We start from the raw sequence: 17,053 nt of genomic DNA on the forward strand, positions 1-17,053 counted from the left end.
GCTGACGCTCGAAAGCCCGAAAAGGCGGTGCAGGGGGAGTGCGCGCGCAGGTCTGCCATACTGCGGGCATCCTGCGGCAGTTGGAGACTAGGGCCGAATTTGAATAATAGTCAACAGGGCGGAACGACCGAGCGATCCCAGGCGCGCCGCTCCGAACTCATCGCGACGGGGCGGAAGTTGTTCGCCGACACCTCCTACGACGCGCTGTCGATGGACGACATCGCCAAACATGCGGGCGTCGCCAAAGGCTTGATCTACTACTACTTCAAGTCCAAACGGGGCTACTACCTGGCCATCGTCGAGGACTCCGTCGCCGACCTGGTGGCGCGCGCGGGCAGCGACACCGACCTGGCCCCCGCCGAACGCGCGCACCGCACCGTCGACGGCTATCTGCGCTACGCCGAGCACCACCAGGCGGCGTACCGGACCATCGTCACCGGTGGCGTCGGCTTCGACACCCAGGTGCAGGCGATCCGCGACGCGGTGCGCGAGGAGCTGATCGCCACCATCGCCGAGGGCGCCTACGGCACCCGGCAGACACCGGCGCTCGCCCGGCTCGCGCTGCTCGGCTGGCTCGGCAGCGTGGAGAGCGTCACCCTGGACTGGCTCACCGCCCTCGACCCGCCCCGCGACACCGTGCGCGAGCTCCTGGTACGCCTGCTGCGGCGCACCCTGGACACCATCGAGGAGTTCGAACCGTCCTGTCCTGCGCCCGATCCGTCCTGAGGACGGAGCCGGGGGTGGGAGCGCACGGTTTCGGGGGGCCGACGGCGCGTGCGGACCGGTGGAAATCGTGATCTTGGAGCCAGTGACGGGACGCGTCCGATCGGGCATACTCACAGCGCCACGGCCGCCCGCCCGCTACTTCCGAGACCCGGAAGGGAAGGTAGGGGCCGTAGAGCAGAGTCACCGGCGGCGCCGCCTCACCCTGCGCGCGCGTCCGCCGCAGCGCCCGACAGGGAGGAGAGCGCGCCATGCCCGACCGTGCCCCGCAGCCGGTGGAACGACAGCTGCCCACCGAAGAGGCCCGGGACCTCGTCACGCTCGTGCGCGACATCGTCCAGCGGGAGATCGCGCCGGGGGCCGCCGAGCAGGAGGACGCCGGCCGCTTCCCGCGCGAGATCTTCACCCTGCTCTCCGAGTCAGGACTGCTCGGCCTTCCGTACGACTCCGAGTTCGGCGGCGGAGACCAGCCCTACGAGGTCTACCTCCAGGTGCTGGAAGAGCTCGCCTCGGCCCGGCTCACCGTCGGCCTCGGCGTGAGCGTCCACTCGCTCGCCTGCCACGCGCTGGCCAACTACGGCACGAAGGAGCAGCAGTCCGAGCACCTGCCCGCGATGCTCGGCGGCGGCCTGCTCGGCGCGTACTGCCTCTCCGAGCCGGCCTCGGGCTCGGACGCCGCCTCGCTGCGCACCAAGGCGGTACGGGAGGGCTCCGACTGGGTCATCACCGGCACCAAGGCCTGGATCACCCACGGCGGGATCGCCGACTTCTACACCGTCCTCGCCCGCACCGGCGGCGACGGCGCCCGTGGCATCACGGCGTTCCTGGTCCCCGGCGACGCACAGGGGCTCTCGCCCGCCGCCCCCGAGAAGAAGATGGGCATGAAGGGCTCGCCCACCGCCCAGCTCCACTTCGACGGCGTACGGGTCACCGACGCGCGCCGCATCGGCGAGGAGGGCCAGGGTTTCGCGATCGCACTCTCCGCGCTGGACTCCGGGCGGCTCGGCATCGCGGCCTGCGCGATCGGTATCGCCCAGGCCGCGCTCGACGAAGCGCTCGCCTATGCCACCGGGCGCCGGCAGTTCGGGCGGCCCATCGCCGACTTCCAGGGTCTGCGGTTCATGCTCGCGGACATGGCGACCCAGATCGAGGCGGGCCGCGCGCTCTACCTCGCGGCGGCGCGGTTGCGGGATGCCGGGCGGCCCTTCTCGCGGCAGGCCGCGATGGCCAAGCTGTTCTGTACGGATGCGGCGATGAAGGTCACGACGGACGCGGTTCAGGTCCTGGGCGGGTATGGGTACACGGCCGACTTTCCGGTCGAGCGGTTCATGCGGGAGGCGAAGGTGTTGCAGATCGTGGAGGGCACGAATCAGATTCAGCGCATGGTTGTCGCGCGCCACCTCGCGGGTCCGGAGACCCGCTGACCCGTCCCCGCGAAGCGGCCCCGGTCCGGCCTGCCCCGCTCGGCCCGTCCCGGTCGGCCTGCCCCGCTCGGCCTGCCCCGCTCGGCCCGTCCCGGTCGTCCCGGTCCGTCTTCGGGGCGGCGTGGTTCGGTCGCCGCCGGGGTCGTCCGGGGGCCAGGTCCCTTTTTTTGGCCCCTCCCCGCCCCTTCCCTAAACCCTCCGGGGGTGGGGTGGTTGCGTGCGTGGGGATGTGCCGGCTGTGGGTGGTTGGGCGCGCAGTTCCTCGCGCCCCTTGGGGGGTGGGGTGGTTGCGTGCGTGGGGATGTGCCGGCTGTGGGTGGCTGGGTGCGCAGTTCCTCGCGCCCCTTGAGGGGTGGGGGTATGGCGGGGTGGCAGTGGGCTGACGTACCGTCAGAATCCTTCTGCTGTACGGAGGTTGCTGATGGTTCAGGATCGGCCCATCCCTCTTGACGAGTACCCCGTTCATCAGGCCCCGCTCTCGATGGCGCACGTCGTCACCGGTGATCGCAACGCCTATGACCGTTGCATCTTCCACGTCTTCGACCACCAGGGCCGCGCCTTGCTCATCGTGGGGCTCGGGGTCTACCCCAACACCGGGGTCATCGACGCCTACGCCACCTTGCGCGTGGGGGACCGGCTGCACGCGGTCAGGGCGTCCGACGCCCTGACCGACGACCGCATGAACCTGAGCGTCGGCCCGCTGCGGATCACCGTGGACACCCCGTTGCGCCGTCTCGCCCTGCACTGCGCACCCGATCCCGGCGACCCGGACTCACTCGCCTACGACATCGCCTGGACCGCGGACTTCCCCGCGCTGTGGGAGCCCCACCACGTGCAGCGCAAGGGCGGCCGCCTCACCCTCGAAGGGCGGCGGTTCGTGCAGGCGGGCCACTGCGCCGGCGTGATCCGCGTCGGCGGCCAGGAGATACCCGTCACGGCGCGGGGGTGGACCGGGACCCGCGACCGCAGCTGGGGGGTGCGGCCGATCCCCGGCGAGGAGGCCGGACGGGGCGACGAGTACCGGCCCGAGGGGTTCCACTGGCTCTGGGCGCCGGTCCGCTTCGACGACCGGTTCGTCATGGTCGTCGTCCAGGAGGACGCCGAGGGCTACCGCACCCTCAACGACGCCGTGCTCGTGCGCGAGGGTCACCCCGACACCCAACTCGGCTGGCCCCGGGCCGACATCACCTACCGGCCCGGCACCCGCCACCCCGAGCGCGCGGTCGTCCACCTCACCGACCCGTCCGGCAAGCCCCTCGAACTCGGCGTGGAGATCCTTGCCTCATCGCCCCTCGCCGTCGGCGCCGGCTACCCGCCCGCCGACGGCTGGCAGCACGGCACCTGGCAGGGGCGCGGCTGGGAGGACCGCCAGGTCTACGACCTCAGCGACCCGGCCGCCCACCCGATGGCCACGTACGGCGTGAGCGACCACGCCGCCCGCTTCACCCTCGAAGGCCGGACCGGACACGGCATCTTCGAGCACGGCAGCTTCGGCCGCCACGACCCCAGCGGCTTCGCCGACCACACCTCAGTCGCCCCCTGAGCCCCCGGCGCCCCCCGAGCGCCCGTGACGCGCCCACCCGTGAAGGGAGCACCGCCATGGCCACCACGCCCCGCCCCCGCACCTCCACGCGCGACCCCGAGGACGTGGGACGCCGCCTCGCCGCCTGGCTCGGTGCCTGGCTGCCCGGCGCCCGGGTCACCGGCATCCGGGTGCCGTCCTCCAACGGCATGTCGAGCGAGACCCTGCTCTTCGACATCGAGCACCCCGACACCCCCGTGCGCGCCTGCGCCCTGCGGCTCGCCGCTGACCCGGACGCGTACACCGTCTTCCCCGTGTACGACATGGCCCGCCAGTACCGCGTCATGCGTCTGGTTGCCGAGCACACCGACATACCGGTGCCCCGTGCGCGCTGGCTGGAGGAGGACCCGGCGCCGCTCGGCGCGCCGTTCTTCGTGATGGACCGCGTGGCGGGAAGGGTGCCGCCGGACGTCATGCCCTATACGTACGAGGGCAATTGGCTGCACGCGGCCACCGACGGCGAACGGGCCCGCCTCCAGGAGGGCACCCTGTCCGTGCTCGCGCGCCTGCACGGTCAATTCCCGGCTCGCGAAGCCGAGTTCCTGCGGGCGGAGGGCGAGGGCTCGCCGCTGCGCCGCCATGTGGAAGCCCAACGGAAGTACTACGCCTGGGTGGTTGACGGTCTGCCGCGCTCACCGCTCATCGAGGCGGCGTTCGACTGGCTCGACGTGCACTGGCCGAAGGACGAGGGACCCTCGGTCCTCACCTGGGGCGACGCCCGCATCGGCAACATCATCTACGACGGGTTCACGCCGGCGGCCGTCCTCGACTGGGAGATGGCCGCCTGCGGACCGCGCGAACTCGACCTCGGCTGGCTCGTCTACCTCCACCGCTTCTTCCAGGACCTCACGGTGAGTTTCGGCCAACCGGGCCTGCCGGACTTCCTGCGGCGCGACGACATCGAGCGGCGGTACGCCGAACTGACCGGCCACATCCCGCGTGCCATGGAGTTCCACACCCTCTACGCCGCCCTGCGGCACGCGGTGGTCATGCTGCGCATCGCGCACCGGCAGCTGCGCTTCGGCGAGGCCGAGCCGCCCGACGACCCGGACGCGCTGATCCTGCACCGGGACAGCCTCGCGGCCATGGTGGCGGGGGCGTACTGGACGTGAGCGGCCGTCGGCCGGGCGCCCCCCAGTGGCGTCCGGCCCTCGGCGCGGCGCGGTGTGTCCGCGCGGATCCCGCGTGCGCTCAGGCGGCGCGGCGCATCTGCGGCACCCGCACCGGACGCGAGCCCGGGCCGCCGACGTGCGAGAACGGCTGGGTGCGCCAGTCCAGCTCGCTCGGCAGGGTGAGCAGCAGCGCGGTGTCCTGTTCCTGGACGTCGAGCGAGGCGTCGGCCGCCTGCGCCTGCCCGGCCGGGCGCCCGGTCCCCGCGCACACGGTCAGCACGAACGGGTTCCACGGGCTCGGGCACAGCGCGTGCTCGGGCAGGACGTCCTCGTCGGCGAGCAGCGCGATCGGCTGCGCGCAGTCCGGGCAGAGCACCCGGTACATCTCGAAGGTGTCGTAGGCGTCGAGCGAGTCGTCCTCGTCGAGGAATTCGGCGATATCGACGGGCTCCGGTTCGCCACGTTCACGTTCCGCACGTCCGGTGCGCTTGGGATTCTGCATTGGGACACTCCCCCTCGGGTGGGCCGGCATTGCGCCGCGGCCGCGACCAAAACAAGCACTTCCCGCCGTGCCGCGGCGATAACCGCGCACCCCCCGACGAGCCGCCGGCAAACCTGTGGTATTGGTCACATGCCGCCCGCAGATGCCCTTTCGGACCCCGCCCGGCTGTGCCGGACCCGGCCCGGGGCCATAGGTTGAGCGGCATGGAGGAGCTGGACCGTCAGATCGTGGATCTGCTCGTCAAGGACGGGCGGATGAGCTACACCGACCTGGGCAAGGCCACCGGCCTGTCCACATCGGCGGTGCACCAGCGGGTACGCCGTCTCGAACAGCGCGGGGTCATCCGTGGATACGCCGCCGTCGTGGACCCCGAGGCGGTAGGCCTGCCGCTGACCGCGTTCATCTCGGTCAAGCCCTTCGACCCCAGCGCCCCCGACGACATCGCGGAGCGCCTCGCGGACGTGCCGGAGCTGGAGGCCTGCCACAGCGTGGCCGGGGACGAGAACTACATCCTCAAGGTCCGGGTGGCCACCCCGCTGGCCCTTGAGCACCTGCTGACCCGCATCCGCACCCAGGCGGGCGTCTCGACGCGTACGACCGTCGTCCTGTCCACCCCGTACGAGGCACGGCCGCCGCATATCTAGGCTGTCCTCCATGAGTTCCGCGAGTTCCGCCCCCGAAGCAACCGCCCACCGCACCGTCCTGCTGCGCGGTGGCGACGTGCACAGTCCCGCCGACCCCTTCGCCACCGCGATGGTCGTCGAACGCGGGCACGTCGCCTGGGTCGGTTCGGAAGGCGCCGCCGACGCGTTCGCCGGCGGGGTGGACGAGGTCGTGGACCTCGAAGGCGCTCTCGTCACCCCCGCGTTCACCGACGCGCATGTGCACACCACCGCCACCGGTCTCGCCCTGACCGGGCTCGACCTCTCCTCGGCCCGTACGCTCGCCGAGGCCCTGGACGCGGTGCGCGCCCACGCCGCCGCCCGCCCCGGGGACCGGGTGCTGCTCGGCGGCGGCTGGGACGCGGCGCGCTGGCCGGAGCGGCGCCACCCCTCGCGCGCGGAGCTGGACGCGGCCACCGGCGGCCGCCCGCTCTACCTGCCCCGCGTCGACGTCCACTCCGCCGTGGTCACCACCGCCCTGCTCGACCTCGTCCCGGGCGTCCGTGACCTGGCCGGATACCGGGACGGCGAGCCGCTTGACGGCGCCGCGCACCACGCGGTGCGGGCCGCGGCGCACGGCGCCATCACACCGGGCCAGCGCGCCGACGCGCAGCGCGCCGCGCTGCGGCACGCCGCCTCGCTCGGCATCGGCTCCCTCCACGAGTGCGGCGGGCCCGAGATCTCCGACGAGGACGACTTCACCTCGCTGCTCGCCCTGTCGCGCGAGGAGCCGGGCCCCCGGGTCTTCGGATACTGGGCCGAGCGCGTCGCGGGCGCCAAGGACGCCGATCGCATCCGCGAACTCGGCGCGGTCGGCGCGGCAGGGGACCTCTTCGTGGACGGCTCCCTCGGTTCCCACACCGCCTGCCTGCACACCCCCTACGCCGACGCCCCGGGCACCGGCGCCGTCCACCTGGACGCCGCCGACGTGGCCGCCCATGTGGCCGCGTGCACCGAGGCCGGGATCCAGGCCGGCTTCCACGCCATCGGCGACGCCGCGCTCAGCGCCGTCGTCGAGGGCGTACGGGCCGCGGCCGAGCGGGTGGGGCTCGCTCGCGTCCGCGCCGCCCGGCACCGGGTGGAGCACGCGGAGATGATGACCCCCGCCACCATCGCGGCCTTCGCGGAGTTCGGCCTCACCGCCTCCGTGCAGCCCGTCTTCGACGCGCTGTGGGGCGGCGACGAGGGCATGTACGCCGAACGGCTCGGCGTCGAGCGGGCCCGCACCCTCAACCCGTACGCCGCCCTGCTGCGCGCGGGCGTGCCGCTGGCGTTCGGCTCCGACGCGCCGGTCACCCCGCTCGGCCCGTGGGAGACCGTCCGGGCCGCCGCCTTCCACCGCACCTTGGAGCACCGCGTCTCGGCCCGGGCCGCCTTCACCGCCCACACCAGGGGCGGCTGGCGCGCGCTCGGCCGGGACGACGCGGGCACCCTGGTGCCGGGCGCCCCCGCCGACTACGCGGTCTGGCGCACGGAGGAGCTGGTGGTGCAGGCCCCCGACGACCGAGTGGCCCGCTGGTCCACCGACCCCCGCTCGGGCACCCCGGGCCTGCCCGACCTCACTCCCGGCGCCGCGCTGCCGGTCCCCCTGCGGACCGTGGTGTTCGGACAAACGGTATTCGCGCGTCCGAACGAGTGACATGGGGACATTTCGCACTGTCGGCGCAGCGCCGTCACGGCATCGCCACGACCTGCGGATCTTCGGCACTGACCTGGCCGTTTGAGGAAACGTCGCAGCTCAAACGGCTGTTGACAGAACGCGCCCGGGGGCCGGTAGGTTCGGCCGAGTCCACCACAGGACGTCCGACCGGTTAAGCCTCCACGCAGTCGTCGAACGCCGCTGGGTCATGGGGTGGTGTGTCGCACCGGCGCACCACCACTGGCAGCCAGGTTCAGCGCCCGCGCCTCGGGGGCGAGGGAAGGTTTCAGCCGGGAGGGCGTCCCCCCTGCCCCCTGCGGGCTCGCGGGTAGGTGCGACCCGGGTGGGGCCCGGACGCTCAGTAGACAACGGCTCTCGGTCGACCCGCAGCCAGCGGGCCCCAGGTCGGCCCGAAGGGCGCCGGGCCCCCGTACCGACCCACGTGCGTACCGACCCACGTGCCCCAGACCCGGTATTTCCGGCGGATCTCCCCCTCCATCCGGGCGCATCCGGCACCACACACCCTCGCGGTTCGGGGCGATGGTGACCGCTCGCTATGGTGGACCCTTGCGTACGGACAATAAGGGGCAGCAGTGAACGACGGCGGTCAGAGGCGGTACGGCCCGCTGGGCAAGGCCTTGGTGATCATCCCGACCTACAACGAGGCGGAGAACATCAAGCCGATCGTCGCCCGCGTCAGGGAGGCGGTCCCCGAGGCCCACATTCTGGTCGCCGACGACAACAGCCCCGACGGCACCGGCAAGTTCGCGGACGAACTCGCCGCCGAGGACGACCAGGTGCACGTGCTGCACCGCAAGGGCAAGGAAGGGCTGGGCGCCGCCTACCTGGCCGGTTTCCGCTGGGGCATCGAGCACGACTACGGCGTCCTGGTCGAGATGGACGCCGACGGCTCCCACCAGCCCGAGGAGCTGCCCCGGCTGCTCACCGCGCTCAAGGGGGCCGATCTGGTGCTGGGCTCCCGCTGGGTGCCGGGCGGCCGGATCGTGAACTGGCCCAAGTACCGCGAGTACATCTCGCGCGGCGGCTCCACCTACTCCCGGCTGCTGCTCGGAGTCCCGATCCGCGACGTCACCGGCGGCTACCGCGCCTTCCGGCGCGAGACCCTTGAAGGCCTCGGCCTCGACCAGGTGGCCTCCGCCGGATACTGCTTCCAGGTCGACCTGGCCCGCCGCGCGGTCGCCGCCGGCTTCCACGTGGTCGAGGTGCCCATCACGTTCGTCGAGCGCGAACGCGGCGACTCCAAGATGAGCAACGACATCCTGGTCGAGGCGCTGTGGCGGGTCACCGCCTGGGGCGTGGGCGCCCGTGCCAACAAGCTCCTGGGCCGCAAGCCCTCCTGAAGCCCCGGTCCTGCCGGGCACGCTCCCCCCCTCGCCGGGCCGAGTGCGCCCCTGCGACCCGCGATGACCAGGGCGTACTGATCTCTTCCTTACGCCGTCCCGAGCGGCGTCCAGGCACACTGGGACCATGACGACCGGCACTCAGCCCCCGACCGTTCCCAAGCGCTCGCGCGCACGCACCTTCGTACCCCTGGGGATCGCCGCCTGGCTGGTCCTGGAGATCTGGCTGCTCACCGTGGTGGCCGGTGCCACCAGCGGGCTCCTGGTCCTGCTGCTGCTCATCGGCGGCCTGCTGCTCGGCAGTGGCGTCATCAAACGGGCCGGGCGGCGCGCCTTTCGCCATCTCTCCGAGACGGTCAGGCGGCAGCAGTCGGGAGGCGGCGGGCCGCAGGCCGGTTCCGGCGGCGGTGAGGGCAACGCCCTCATCATGCTGGCCGGGCTGCTCCTGATCATCCCCGGCTTCCTGTCGGACGCGGCGGGGCTGCTCCTGCTGGTCCCGCCGGTCCGCAAGTCCCTGGCGCGCCTGGCCGAACGGTCCCTCGACAAGCGCGTGCGCGCCGTTGTCCCCGGTGGCTTCGGCGACGCCTTCCAGCAGGCCCGCGTCCGCCACCCGGACGGCAAGGTCGTCCAGGGCGAGGTCGTCCGCGACGACGGACCGGCCTCCGGCCCCGCGCGCGACGACCTCGGCCCGCGCCCGCCCCTGACCCCTTGAGAGCCGCGCCCGCGAGGGGCGGCCGGGGCCGCACTGGTCGCAGGTGCGGCCGTCGGGGGCCCGGTCACCGGCCGGAGAAAAGCCGAGGGCCGGTCACACCGCAATGGTGTGACCGGCCCTCAACTTTGACGCGCTGTATCGCCGAACTGCGCGATCAGGCGGACTTGCGGCTGTCGCGCGGATGCACGGCAATGTTCATGGTGCCGGAACGAAGGACCTCCAGCCTTTCGGCCAGAACCTCCTCCAGCTCCTCGCGGGTGCGCCGCTCCATGAGCATGTCCCAGTGCGTACGCGCGGGCTTGCCCTTCTTCTCCTCAGGGCCGTCGCCGTCCACCAGGAGTGCGGGGGCCCCGCAGACCTTGCACTCCCACTCCGGCGGAATCTCCGCCTCCACCGAGAAGGGCATCTCAAAGCGATGTCCCTTCTCGCATGCGTACTCCACGGCCTGGCGCGGGGCCAGATCGATGCCGCGGTCGGTCTCGTAGCTGGTCACCACGAGGCGCGTGCCGCGAAGAGCTCGCTCACTCATGAATCGTGCCTCCCGGGCTTGTCGCCCACAGGACAGGTGTCACTGTCGTCGTCATCCGGTCAACGTCCGGTCGGCGGTAAAGATTCCCGTTCTGGGTCATGCGTCGCCGTCGTGCCGCCCCTTGTTGTACCCACCAGTGACCGGTTTGTCACATCTGACAGCAGATGTCACCCAGCGTCTTCTCTACTCGAGCACGCAGTAACGGTCCGCCTGGCAGGCCAAAGGCGTACACTACCGGCCTTTCACTTCAACGTCTAAATCCGCGCCGGAACAGGGTTCCCCGCGGCGGCCACCGCGGCCCGCACCGGCACCCGGGCCAGCAGTACGAAACCGACCGCGAAGAACACCACCAGCGAGATGATGGCATCCCGGTAGCTCCCGGTCAGCTGGTACGCGAGACCGAACACCAATGGCCCCAGCCAGCTCAGCCCCCGGTCGCTCATCTCGTAGGCCGAGAAGTACTCGGCCTCCTTGCCGCTGGGCACCATGTGTGAGAAGAGCGACCTGGACAGCGCCTGGCTACCGCCGAGCACCGTGCCGATGGCCGCCGCCAGCACGAAGAACAGCGCGGGCCGGTGCGCAGGCAGGAAGAAGCCGACCCCAAGGATCACCGCCCAGATCGCGAGCGAGCCCAGAATCGTCCGCTTCGCGCCGTACGTCCGCGCGAGGCGCCCCATCCCGAGCGCGCCCGCCACCGCGAGGACCTGCACCAGGAGCACGGCCACGATCAGGGTGTTCTGATCCAGGCCCAGTTCCTCCGACCCGTAAATCGAGGCCTGCGAAATCACCGTCTGCACACCGTCGTTGTAGATGAGGTAGGCCAGGAGGAAGGCCAGGGTCAGCGGCCGGGCCCGCATGTCCCGCAGCGTCGAGACCAACTGCCGCCAGCCCGCCCCCACCCGGCCCTCGCTCACCGACACCGCCACCGCGCGGTCGCGCAGACGGCGCAGCGGTATCAGCGTGAACGCGCCCCACCACACGCCGGCCGACGCCAGGCAGATCCGCACGGCGGTCGACTCCGAGACCCCGAAGCGGTCGTGCCCCGAATAGAGGATCAGGTTGAGCACCAGGACGCCGGCGCCGGAGGTGTAGCCGAAGGCCCAGCCGCGCGAGGAGACCCGGTCGCGCTCCTCGGGACCCGCGATCTGCGGCAGATAGGCGTTGTAGAGGACCATCGAGACCGAGAGCGCCGCGTTGGCGACGATCAGAAGCACCGCGCCGAGCAGATAGCGGTGCCCGTCCAGGAAGAACATCCCGGCCGTGGCGGCGGCGCCGGTGTAGGCGGCGGCCGCGAGGAGCGGCTTCTTGCGCCCGCCCCGGTCGGCCGCCGCGCCCACGACCGGCATGAGGACCACCGCGACGATCACCGAGGCGGACACGGCGTACGCGAACAGCGACCCGGCGCGCACCGGGATGCCCAGCGGGTGGACGAACCCCTCGGCGTCCGCCGCCGACTTGGCGATGGACGTCAGATAGGGGCCGAGGAACACCGTCAGCACGCTCGTCGAATAGACCGAGCACGCGAAGTCGTAGAAGTACCAGCCGCGTTGTTCCCGCCGGCGTTCGGTCGCGCCCGCCGGCGGGCCCCCGTCGGCCGCTGGGGCCCCGTCCGCCTCGGCGGTCCCGGTCGTCTTCCCGGCGGTCCTGTTCACGATCTCAGCGCTCAACCCGCGCCCCCTCGCTCGTGCCCGTACGCGAGCGGTGGCCGCCGGGTGTCAGTGCCAGACTCCCCGGTCGGTCATGACCGTGCGCAGTGTCTCCAGATGATCGGTCATGATGCCATCCACGCCGAGGTCGAGCAGCGCCCTCATCCGGGCGGGGTCGTTGATCGTCCACACATGGACCCGCAGGCCGAGCGCGTGCGCCGTCCGCACGAAGCGGCGGTCCACGACGGGCACGCCGTGCTGGCTCACCGGGACCTGGGCGCTGACGGCGCCGGGGCGCAGCGGCGCGGGGATCCCGTAGGAGCGAAGGCGCAGCGCGGCGACGCCCCGCACTCCGTAGGAGGTGGCCAGGCGCGGCCCGGCGGCGCGGTGCGCCCGGGCGACGCGGGCCTCGGAGAACGAGCCGACGCAGACGCGGTCCCACGCCCCGGTGCGGCGGATCAGGTCGATCAGCGGGACAAGCGCCGACTCCGCCTTCAGATCGACGTTCCAGCGGGCTTCGGGGAACGCCTCCAGGAGTTCTTCGAAGAGCGGCAGCGGCTCGCGCCCGGCGACCCGGGCCCGTCGGACCACGTTCCAGGGCAGTTCGGCGATGCGACCCTGGACGTCGGTGACCCGGTCGAGTGTCGCGTCGTGGAACGCCACCAGACGGCCGTCGGCCGTGGTGTGCACATCGGTCTCGAAGTAGCGGTAGCCGGCCTCGGCGGCCCGCGCGAAGGCGGCGGCCGTGTTCTCGATGCCGTCCGCGGCGCCGCCGCGATGGGCGAACGGGATGACGGCGGGGTGGTCCAGGTAGGGGTGGCGTACGCGAGTCACCCGGGAAGTATCGCGCGGTCCCGCGGCGCTGCCGTGCGCGAGGGGGCGCATGCGCACGTGCTGGGCGCCTTTGGGCCGGGCCCCGCCGGAGCCGCGACCGCACGAGCCGGTTCCGGCAGCGCGAAGACGCGCAGGAAGAACTGGGCGAGCGGCCCGATCGCCAGCGCGTACAAGGCCGTGCCGACGCCGAGCGACCCACCGAGCAGGAACCCGGTCGCCACCACGGCCGCCTCGAGGGAGGTGCGGACGAGACGGACCGAGCGGCCCGTCGCCCTGTGCAGGCCCGTCATCAGACCGTCGCGCGGGCCGGCGCCGAAGCGCGCGGAGATGTACAGACCGGTGGCGGCCCCGTTGCAGACGATCGCGGCGGCCGCCAGCGGCACCTGCGCGAGCAGCCCCCGTACATCCGGGACGACGGCGAGCGTGCCGTCCATGAAGGCGCCGATCGCGAACACATTGGAGAGGGTGCCGAGCCCCGGCCGCTCACGCAGGGGGATCCACAGCAGCAGCACCAGGGCGCCCACGATGATCGACGCCTCACCGATGGACAGGCCGGTGCGCCGGGCGATGCCCTGGTCCAGCACCCCCCACGGCTGGAGCCCGAGCCCGGCGCGCACGAGCAGCCCCGAACTGATGCCGTACAGCGCGAGACCGACGTACAGCGAGAGCAGTCTGCGTGGGAGGTGCGTCGACAAGGTGGTGCCCCCTGAGTGATCGTGGTGGACTGGTCATGCCACTCTGAGGCGGGGAAATGGACCCCAACCATGGCCAATTCCGGGAAGGTGGACTGACTTCATGGCGCAGTGGACCTCGGCGATCGGGCCCGCCCAGCTCGCCCGTCAGCTCAAGGCACAGCAGCCGCGCCCCGTCGGCGCGGGCCTGCGCAAGCCGCCCGCCTACCGGGCGCTCGCCGACGGGATCCGGCTGCTCGTGCTCGAAGGCCGCGTCCCGGCGGCCGCGCGACTGCCCGCCGAGCGGGAGCTCGCGCTGGCCCTCTCGGTGAGCCGGACCACCGTCGCCGCCGCCTACGAGGCGCTGCGCGGCGAGGGCTTCCTGGAATCCAGGCGCGGCGCGGGCAGCTGGACCGCCGTGCCCGCCGGCCACCCGCTGCCCGGCCGGGGCCTGGAACCGCTGCCGCCCGAATCGCTCGGCTCGATGATCGACCTGGGCTGCGCGGCCCTGCCCGCCCCCGAACCGTGGCTGACCCGGGGCGTCCAGGGCGCCCTTGAGGAGCTGCCGCCCTACGCCCACACCCACGGCGACTATCCGGCGGGCCTGCCCGCCCTGCGACAGATGCTCGCCGAGCGCTACACCGCGCGCGGCATCCCCACGATGCCCGAACAGATCATGGTCACCACCGGCGCGATGGGCGCGATGGACGCCATCTGTCATCTCTTCGCGGGCCGGGGCGAACGCATCGCCGTCGAATCACCCTCGTACGCCAACATCCTCCAGCTGATGCGCGAGGCCGGCGCCCGGCTCGTGCCGATCGCGATGGCCGAGGGCCTGACCGGCTGGGACCTGCCGCGCTGGCGCCAGGTGCTCAGGGACGCCGCGCCCCGGCTCGCCTATGTGGTGGCCGACTTCCACAACCCCACCGGCGCGCTCGCCGACGAGGACCAGCGGCGCCAGCTCGTGGACGCGGCCCGCTCGGCCGGCACCGTGCTCGTCGTCGACGAGACGATGAGCGAGCTGTGGCTCGATCCGGACCTGGTCATGCCGCGCCCCGTCTGCGCCTTCGACCCGGCGGGCGCCACGGTGCTCACGGTGGGCTCGGCGAGCAAGGCGTTCTGGGCCGGCATGCGGATCGGCTGGGTGCGGGCGGCCCCCGACATCATCCGCTCTCTCGTGGCCGCCCGCGCGTACGCGGATCTGGGCACGCCCGTCCTTGAGCAGCTTGCCGTCAACTGGCTGATGGCGTCGGGTGGTTGGGAGCAGGCGGTCGAACTGCGCCGGGTGCAGGCGAGGGAGAACCGGGACGCGCTGGTGGGCGCGGTGCGCCGGGAGCTGCCCGACTGGGAGTTCGTCGTACCGCGCGGCGGTCTCACGCTGTGGGTCCGCACGGGCGGCCTGTCGGGATCGCGGCTTGCGGAAGTCGGGGAACGCGTCGGTGTGCGGGTGCCGTCGGGGCCGCGCTTCGGGGTGGACGGCGCCTTCGAGGGGTATGTCCGGCTGCCGTTCACGGTGGGCGGCCCGGTCGCCGACGAGGCCGCCGCCCGGCTGGCGGCGGCGGCCCGGCTCGTGGAGACGGGCGGCGGCTCGGGGAGCGCGGAGCCGCCACGGACCTTCGTGGCCTGACCGGCGCCCGGCCAAAGGCCCGGCGTGGCTGGCCGCTCGCTCCAGGGGACTCCTGCGTGGGTTGTGCCGGGGCCACGGGGGCCCGGGGGCCGGCACGAGTACCCCTAGCCCTCGGCCGGGACGGCCTCCACGGGGGTCGCCTCCGCCGGCGCGGCCTCCACCGGCGCCGCCGGACGCGTCCGCCCCGCTCTCGCCTCCACCGGCGCGTCGCGGGGCGGCAGCAGGTCGAGGACGGCCTCGCGGTGGGCCTCCGTCGTGGCGTCGTCGTACGGGTCCGGGGTGGCGGGCACCTGGAGGCGCAGGACGGGGCTGGCGCCGAGGCGGGCGTAGCCCCGGCCCGGCGGGACGTCGGGGGTGGGGGTGGTGTGGGGCGGCGCGCCGAGCACCGAGGCGACCTCGTCGAAGGAGGCGGGGCCGAGGACCACGCGGGCCCGCGTGTGGATGCGTACGGGCTCCGACAGGTGCTCCAGGGTGTCGAACTGCTCGGCCACCACCACGGTCACCCCGGCGGCCCGGCCGTGCCGCAGCGGGACCTGGAGCAGGTGCTGGGGGTCGGGGCGGCCGTCCGCCGCCGCCAGGTCGACGAGCACGCTGGGGCGGTCGAGCAGGATCCACAGCGGGCGCTTGGTGTCCTCGGGCGCCGGACGGCCCGCCTGGCGTGCGCGGTTGGCCGAGATCAGACGGCGCTCGGTCTCGTGGGAGGCCCACTCCAGGGTGGCGAGCGCCCCGGCGAGCCCGCACTCCACGGCGAGGACGCCCGCGCGGCCGGTGAGGCAGGCGTACTCACCGGTTCCGGGGCCCTCCACGATGAGCACGTCGCCGTCCCTGAGCGCCTGGAGCGCGAGGGAGCGCAGCAGGGTCGTGGTGCCCGTGCCGGGCCGGCCCACGGCCAGGAGGTGCGGCTCGGTGGAGCGGGGGCCGGTGCGCCAGACGACCGGCGGGGCGTCGTGGCTCCCGTCGTCCGAGATCACCGGGACGGTCCTGGGCACGGCGCCGGCGTCGGTGAAACCGAGCACGCTCTCGCCGGGGGAGGTCACGAAACGCTGGGCCGCGATCGAGGTCGGCAGCGGCCCCAGGACGCTGAGGTCGAGCTGATTGCCCTCCTCGTCCCACGCGAAGTGGTACTCGCGGCCCCGGCCCGACTTGGCGTGCAGGAGCTGTTCGATACGGGCGCGCGCCTCGGGTTCGCCGTCGGTGAAGTACGCCGGGTAGCGCACCCGCAGCCGGGTGAGGCGGCCGCCGTCGTCGAAGGCGTACTCGCTGAACGCCTTGTCCCACGCGCCGCCGTGCGAGAACAGCGGGTCGGGGTCCTCCGGCACGGAGAAATAGGGCACAAGCGCCTCGTACAGGGCCTGGAGCCGGGCGAGTTCCGCCTCGTCGGGACCGGTCTTGACGACCGGCTTCTCGCGGCCCTTCCAGGCCGCCGCGCCCATCACCGTGATCAGGGCGAGGAGCGGCCCGTACGGGATGAGCGCGACGACCAGGACCACTGCCGCCGTCAAGAACAGCGCGGGACTACGCCGTTCCTTGGGGGTGGCGGCCCACCTGCCGCGCAGGGCGGCGGTGATCAGCCGCAGGCCGCGACTGATTGTGATGAGCGGATGGAGAACGTCGGTGGCACTGTCGGCGGCCGTGCGCGCGATTTCGCGGCTGCGAACGATGGATGCGCTGCTGCTGCTCAGAATGCGGGGGAGCGGTCGCCGGGCCACGTCGTTCTCCTGGAGTTGTGTCCGCAGTGGTCTCTGCCGTGCTGTCCGCCGTCGTGCGGCGGACAGCGGGGTCAGAACTTGATCCCGCCCAGCAGGCTGGCGAGGCTCGCGCCTCCGGCGGTGATGCTCGGGGCGATGGCGGTGCCCGCGAGGTAGAAGCCGAAGAGTGAGCACACGAGGGCGTGCGAAGCCTTGAGTCCGTCTTTCTTGAAGAAGAGGAAGCAGATGATTCCGAGCAGCACCACGCCTGACATGGACAGGATCATTTGGGGTCTCCTGGTTGGTGGGGACGGTCACCATGAGTTCTTCCAGGCTCACAG

16 protein-coding genes are annotated in these 17,053 nt (G+C 72.7%); 9 read left to right on the plus strand and 7 right to left on the minus strand.

Features of this window, described 5'->3' with window-relative positions:
• Positions 1 to 99: 99 nt before the first annotated feature.
• From ACFYM2_RS14295 to ACFYM2_RS14310, 4 genes are all read left to right on the plus strand, one after another.
• Positions 100 to 726, plus strand: a complete 627-nt coding sequence (locus ACFYM2_RS14295; RefSeq protein ID WP_388460196.1) for a TetR/AcrR family transcriptional regulator — start codon at positions 100 to 102, stop codon at positions 724 to 726.
• Between the two features lie 248 nt (positions 727 to 974).
• Entirely contained in the window at positions 975 to 2,147 is a 1,173-nt protein-coding gene (locus tag ACFYM2_RS14300) for an acyl-CoA dehydrogenase family protein (RefSeq protein ID WP_388460195.1), read from the plus strand.
• A 421-nt stretch (positions 2,148 to 2,568) separates the two neighbouring features.
• Positions 2,569 to 3,690: a hypothetical protein gene (locus tag ACFYM2_RS14305; protein ID WP_388836164.1), complete on the plus strand. Its 1,122-nt coding sequence runs from the start codon at positions 2,569 to 2,571 to the stop codon at positions 3,688 to 3,690.
• Between the two features lie 56 nt (positions 3,691 to 3,746).
• Positions 3,747 to 4,841 carry a phosphotransferase family protein gene (locus ACFYM2_RS14310; protein WP_388836167.1) on the plus strand — a complete coding sequence of 365 codons (1,095 nt, stop codon included), beginning with the start codon at positions 3,747 to 3,749 and terminating at the stop codon, positions 4,839 to 4,841.
• A gap of 79 nt (positions 4,842 to 4,920) precedes the next feature.
• Here ACFYM2_RS14310 and ACFYM2_RS14315 read toward each other — a convergent pair whose 3' ends face one another.
• Positions 4,921 to 5,343 (minus strand): hypothetical protein, encoded by a 423-nt coding sequence (locus ACFYM2_RS14315; RefSeq protein ID WP_358996702.1) that lies wholly within the window; start codon positions 5,341 to 5,343, stop codon positions 4,921 to 4,923.
• Positions 5,344 to 5,546: 203 nt separating this feature from the next.
• Here ACFYM2_RS14315 and ACFYM2_RS14320 point away from each other — a divergent pair, with 203 nt between their 5' ends.
• The 4 genes from ACFYM2_RS14320 (at position 5,547) to fxsA (ending at position 9,717) form a co-directional block, all read left to right on the plus strand.
• The gene (locus ACFYM2_RS14320) at positions 5,547 to 5,987 is read left to right on the plus strand and encodes an Lrp/AsnC family transcriptional regulator (RefSeq protein ID WP_350229264.1); all 441 of its coding nucleotides are present in this window, start codon (positions 5,547 to 5,549) and stop codon (positions 5,985 to 5,987) included.
• A gap of 10 nt (positions 5,988 to 5,997) precedes the next feature.
• Positions 5,998 to 7,644 (plus strand): amidohydrolase, encoded by a 1,647-nt coding sequence (locus tag ACFYM2_RS14325; protein WP_388460187.1) that lies wholly within the window; start codon positions 5,998 to 6,000, stop codon positions 7,642 to 7,644.
• 593 nt (positions 7,645 to 8,237) lie between these two features.
• Entirely contained in the window at positions 8,238 to 9,005 is a 768-nt protein-coding gene (locus tag ACFYM2_RS14330) for a polyprenol monophosphomannose synthase (protein WP_350229262.1), read from the plus strand.
• Positions 9,006 to 9,132: 127 nt separating this feature from the next.
• Entirely contained in the window at positions 9,133 to 9,717 is a 585-nt protein-coding gene (gene fxsA, locus ACFYM2_RS14335) for an FxsA family membrane protein (protein ID WP_388460185.1), read from the plus strand.
• Between the two features lie 154 nt (positions 9,718 to 9,871).
• Here the strand turns inward: fxsA and ACFYM2_RS14340 are convergent, their stop codons facing one another.
• The 4 genes from ACFYM2_RS14340 to ACFYM2_RS14355 form a co-directional block, all read right to left on the minus strand.
• Complete coding sequence (locus ACFYM2_RS14340) at positions 9,872 to 10,246, minus strand: RNA polymerase-binding protein RbpA (RefSeq protein WP_053724453.1); 375 nt, start codon at positions 10,244 to 10,246, stop codon at positions 9,872 to 9,874.
• Between the two features lie 254 nt (positions 10,247 to 10,500).
• Complete coding sequence (locus tag ACFYM2_RS14345) at positions 10,501 to 11,913, minus strand: MFS transporter (RefSeq protein WP_388836170.1); 1,413 nt, start codon at positions 11,911 to 11,913, stop codon at positions 10,501 to 10,503.
• Between the two features lie 48 nt (positions 11,914 to 11,961).
• On the minus strand, positions 11,962 to 12,726 hold the full coding sequence (locus ACFYM2_RS14350) for a glycerophosphodiester phosphodiesterase (protein WP_358996716.1): 765 nt from the start codon (positions 12,724 to 12,726) through the stop codon (positions 11,962 to 11,964).
• Complete coding sequence (locus tag ACFYM2_RS14355) at positions 12,723 to 13,421, minus strand: hypothetical protein (protein WP_358996718.1); 699 nt, start codon at positions 13,419 to 13,421, stop codon at positions 12,723 to 12,725. Before ACFYM2_RS14355 ends, ACFYM2_RS14350 begins: the two co-directional genes overlap by 4 nt.
• A 100-nt stretch (positions 13,422 to 13,521) precedes the next feature.
• Between ACFYM2_RS14355 and ACFYM2_RS14360 the strand changes: the two genes are divergently transcribed.
• Entirely contained in the window at positions 13,522 to 15,024 is a 1,503-nt protein-coding gene (locus tag ACFYM2_RS14360) for a PLP-dependent aminotransferase family protein (protein ID WP_388460178.1), read from the plus strand.
• 104 nt (positions 15,025 to 15,128) lie between these two features.
• Here the strand turns inward: ACFYM2_RS14360 and ACFYM2_RS14365 are convergent, their stop codons facing one another.
• Together ACFYM2_RS14365 and ACFYM2_RS14370 are read right to left on the minus strand one after the other, a co-directional pair.
• Complete coding sequence (locus ACFYM2_RS14365) at positions 15,129 to 16,733, minus strand: hypothetical protein (RefSeq protein WP_388836173.1); 1,605 nt, start codon at positions 16,731 to 16,733, stop codon at positions 15,129 to 15,131.
• Between the two features lie 71 nt (positions 16,734 to 16,804).
• Positions 16,805 to 16,999, minus strand: a complete 195-nt coding sequence (locus ACFYM2_RS14370; RefSeq protein ID WP_328314020.1) for a hypothetical protein — start codon at positions 16,997 to 16,999, stop codon at positions 16,805 to 16,807.
• Between the last annotated feature and the right edge of the window lie 54 nt (positions 17,000 to 17,053).

The organism is Streptomyces sp. NPDC006711 (assembly GCF_042869775.1).
Taxonomy (GTDB): domain Bacteria; phylum Actinomycetota; class Actinomycetes; order Streptomycetales; family Streptomycetaceae; genus Streptomyces.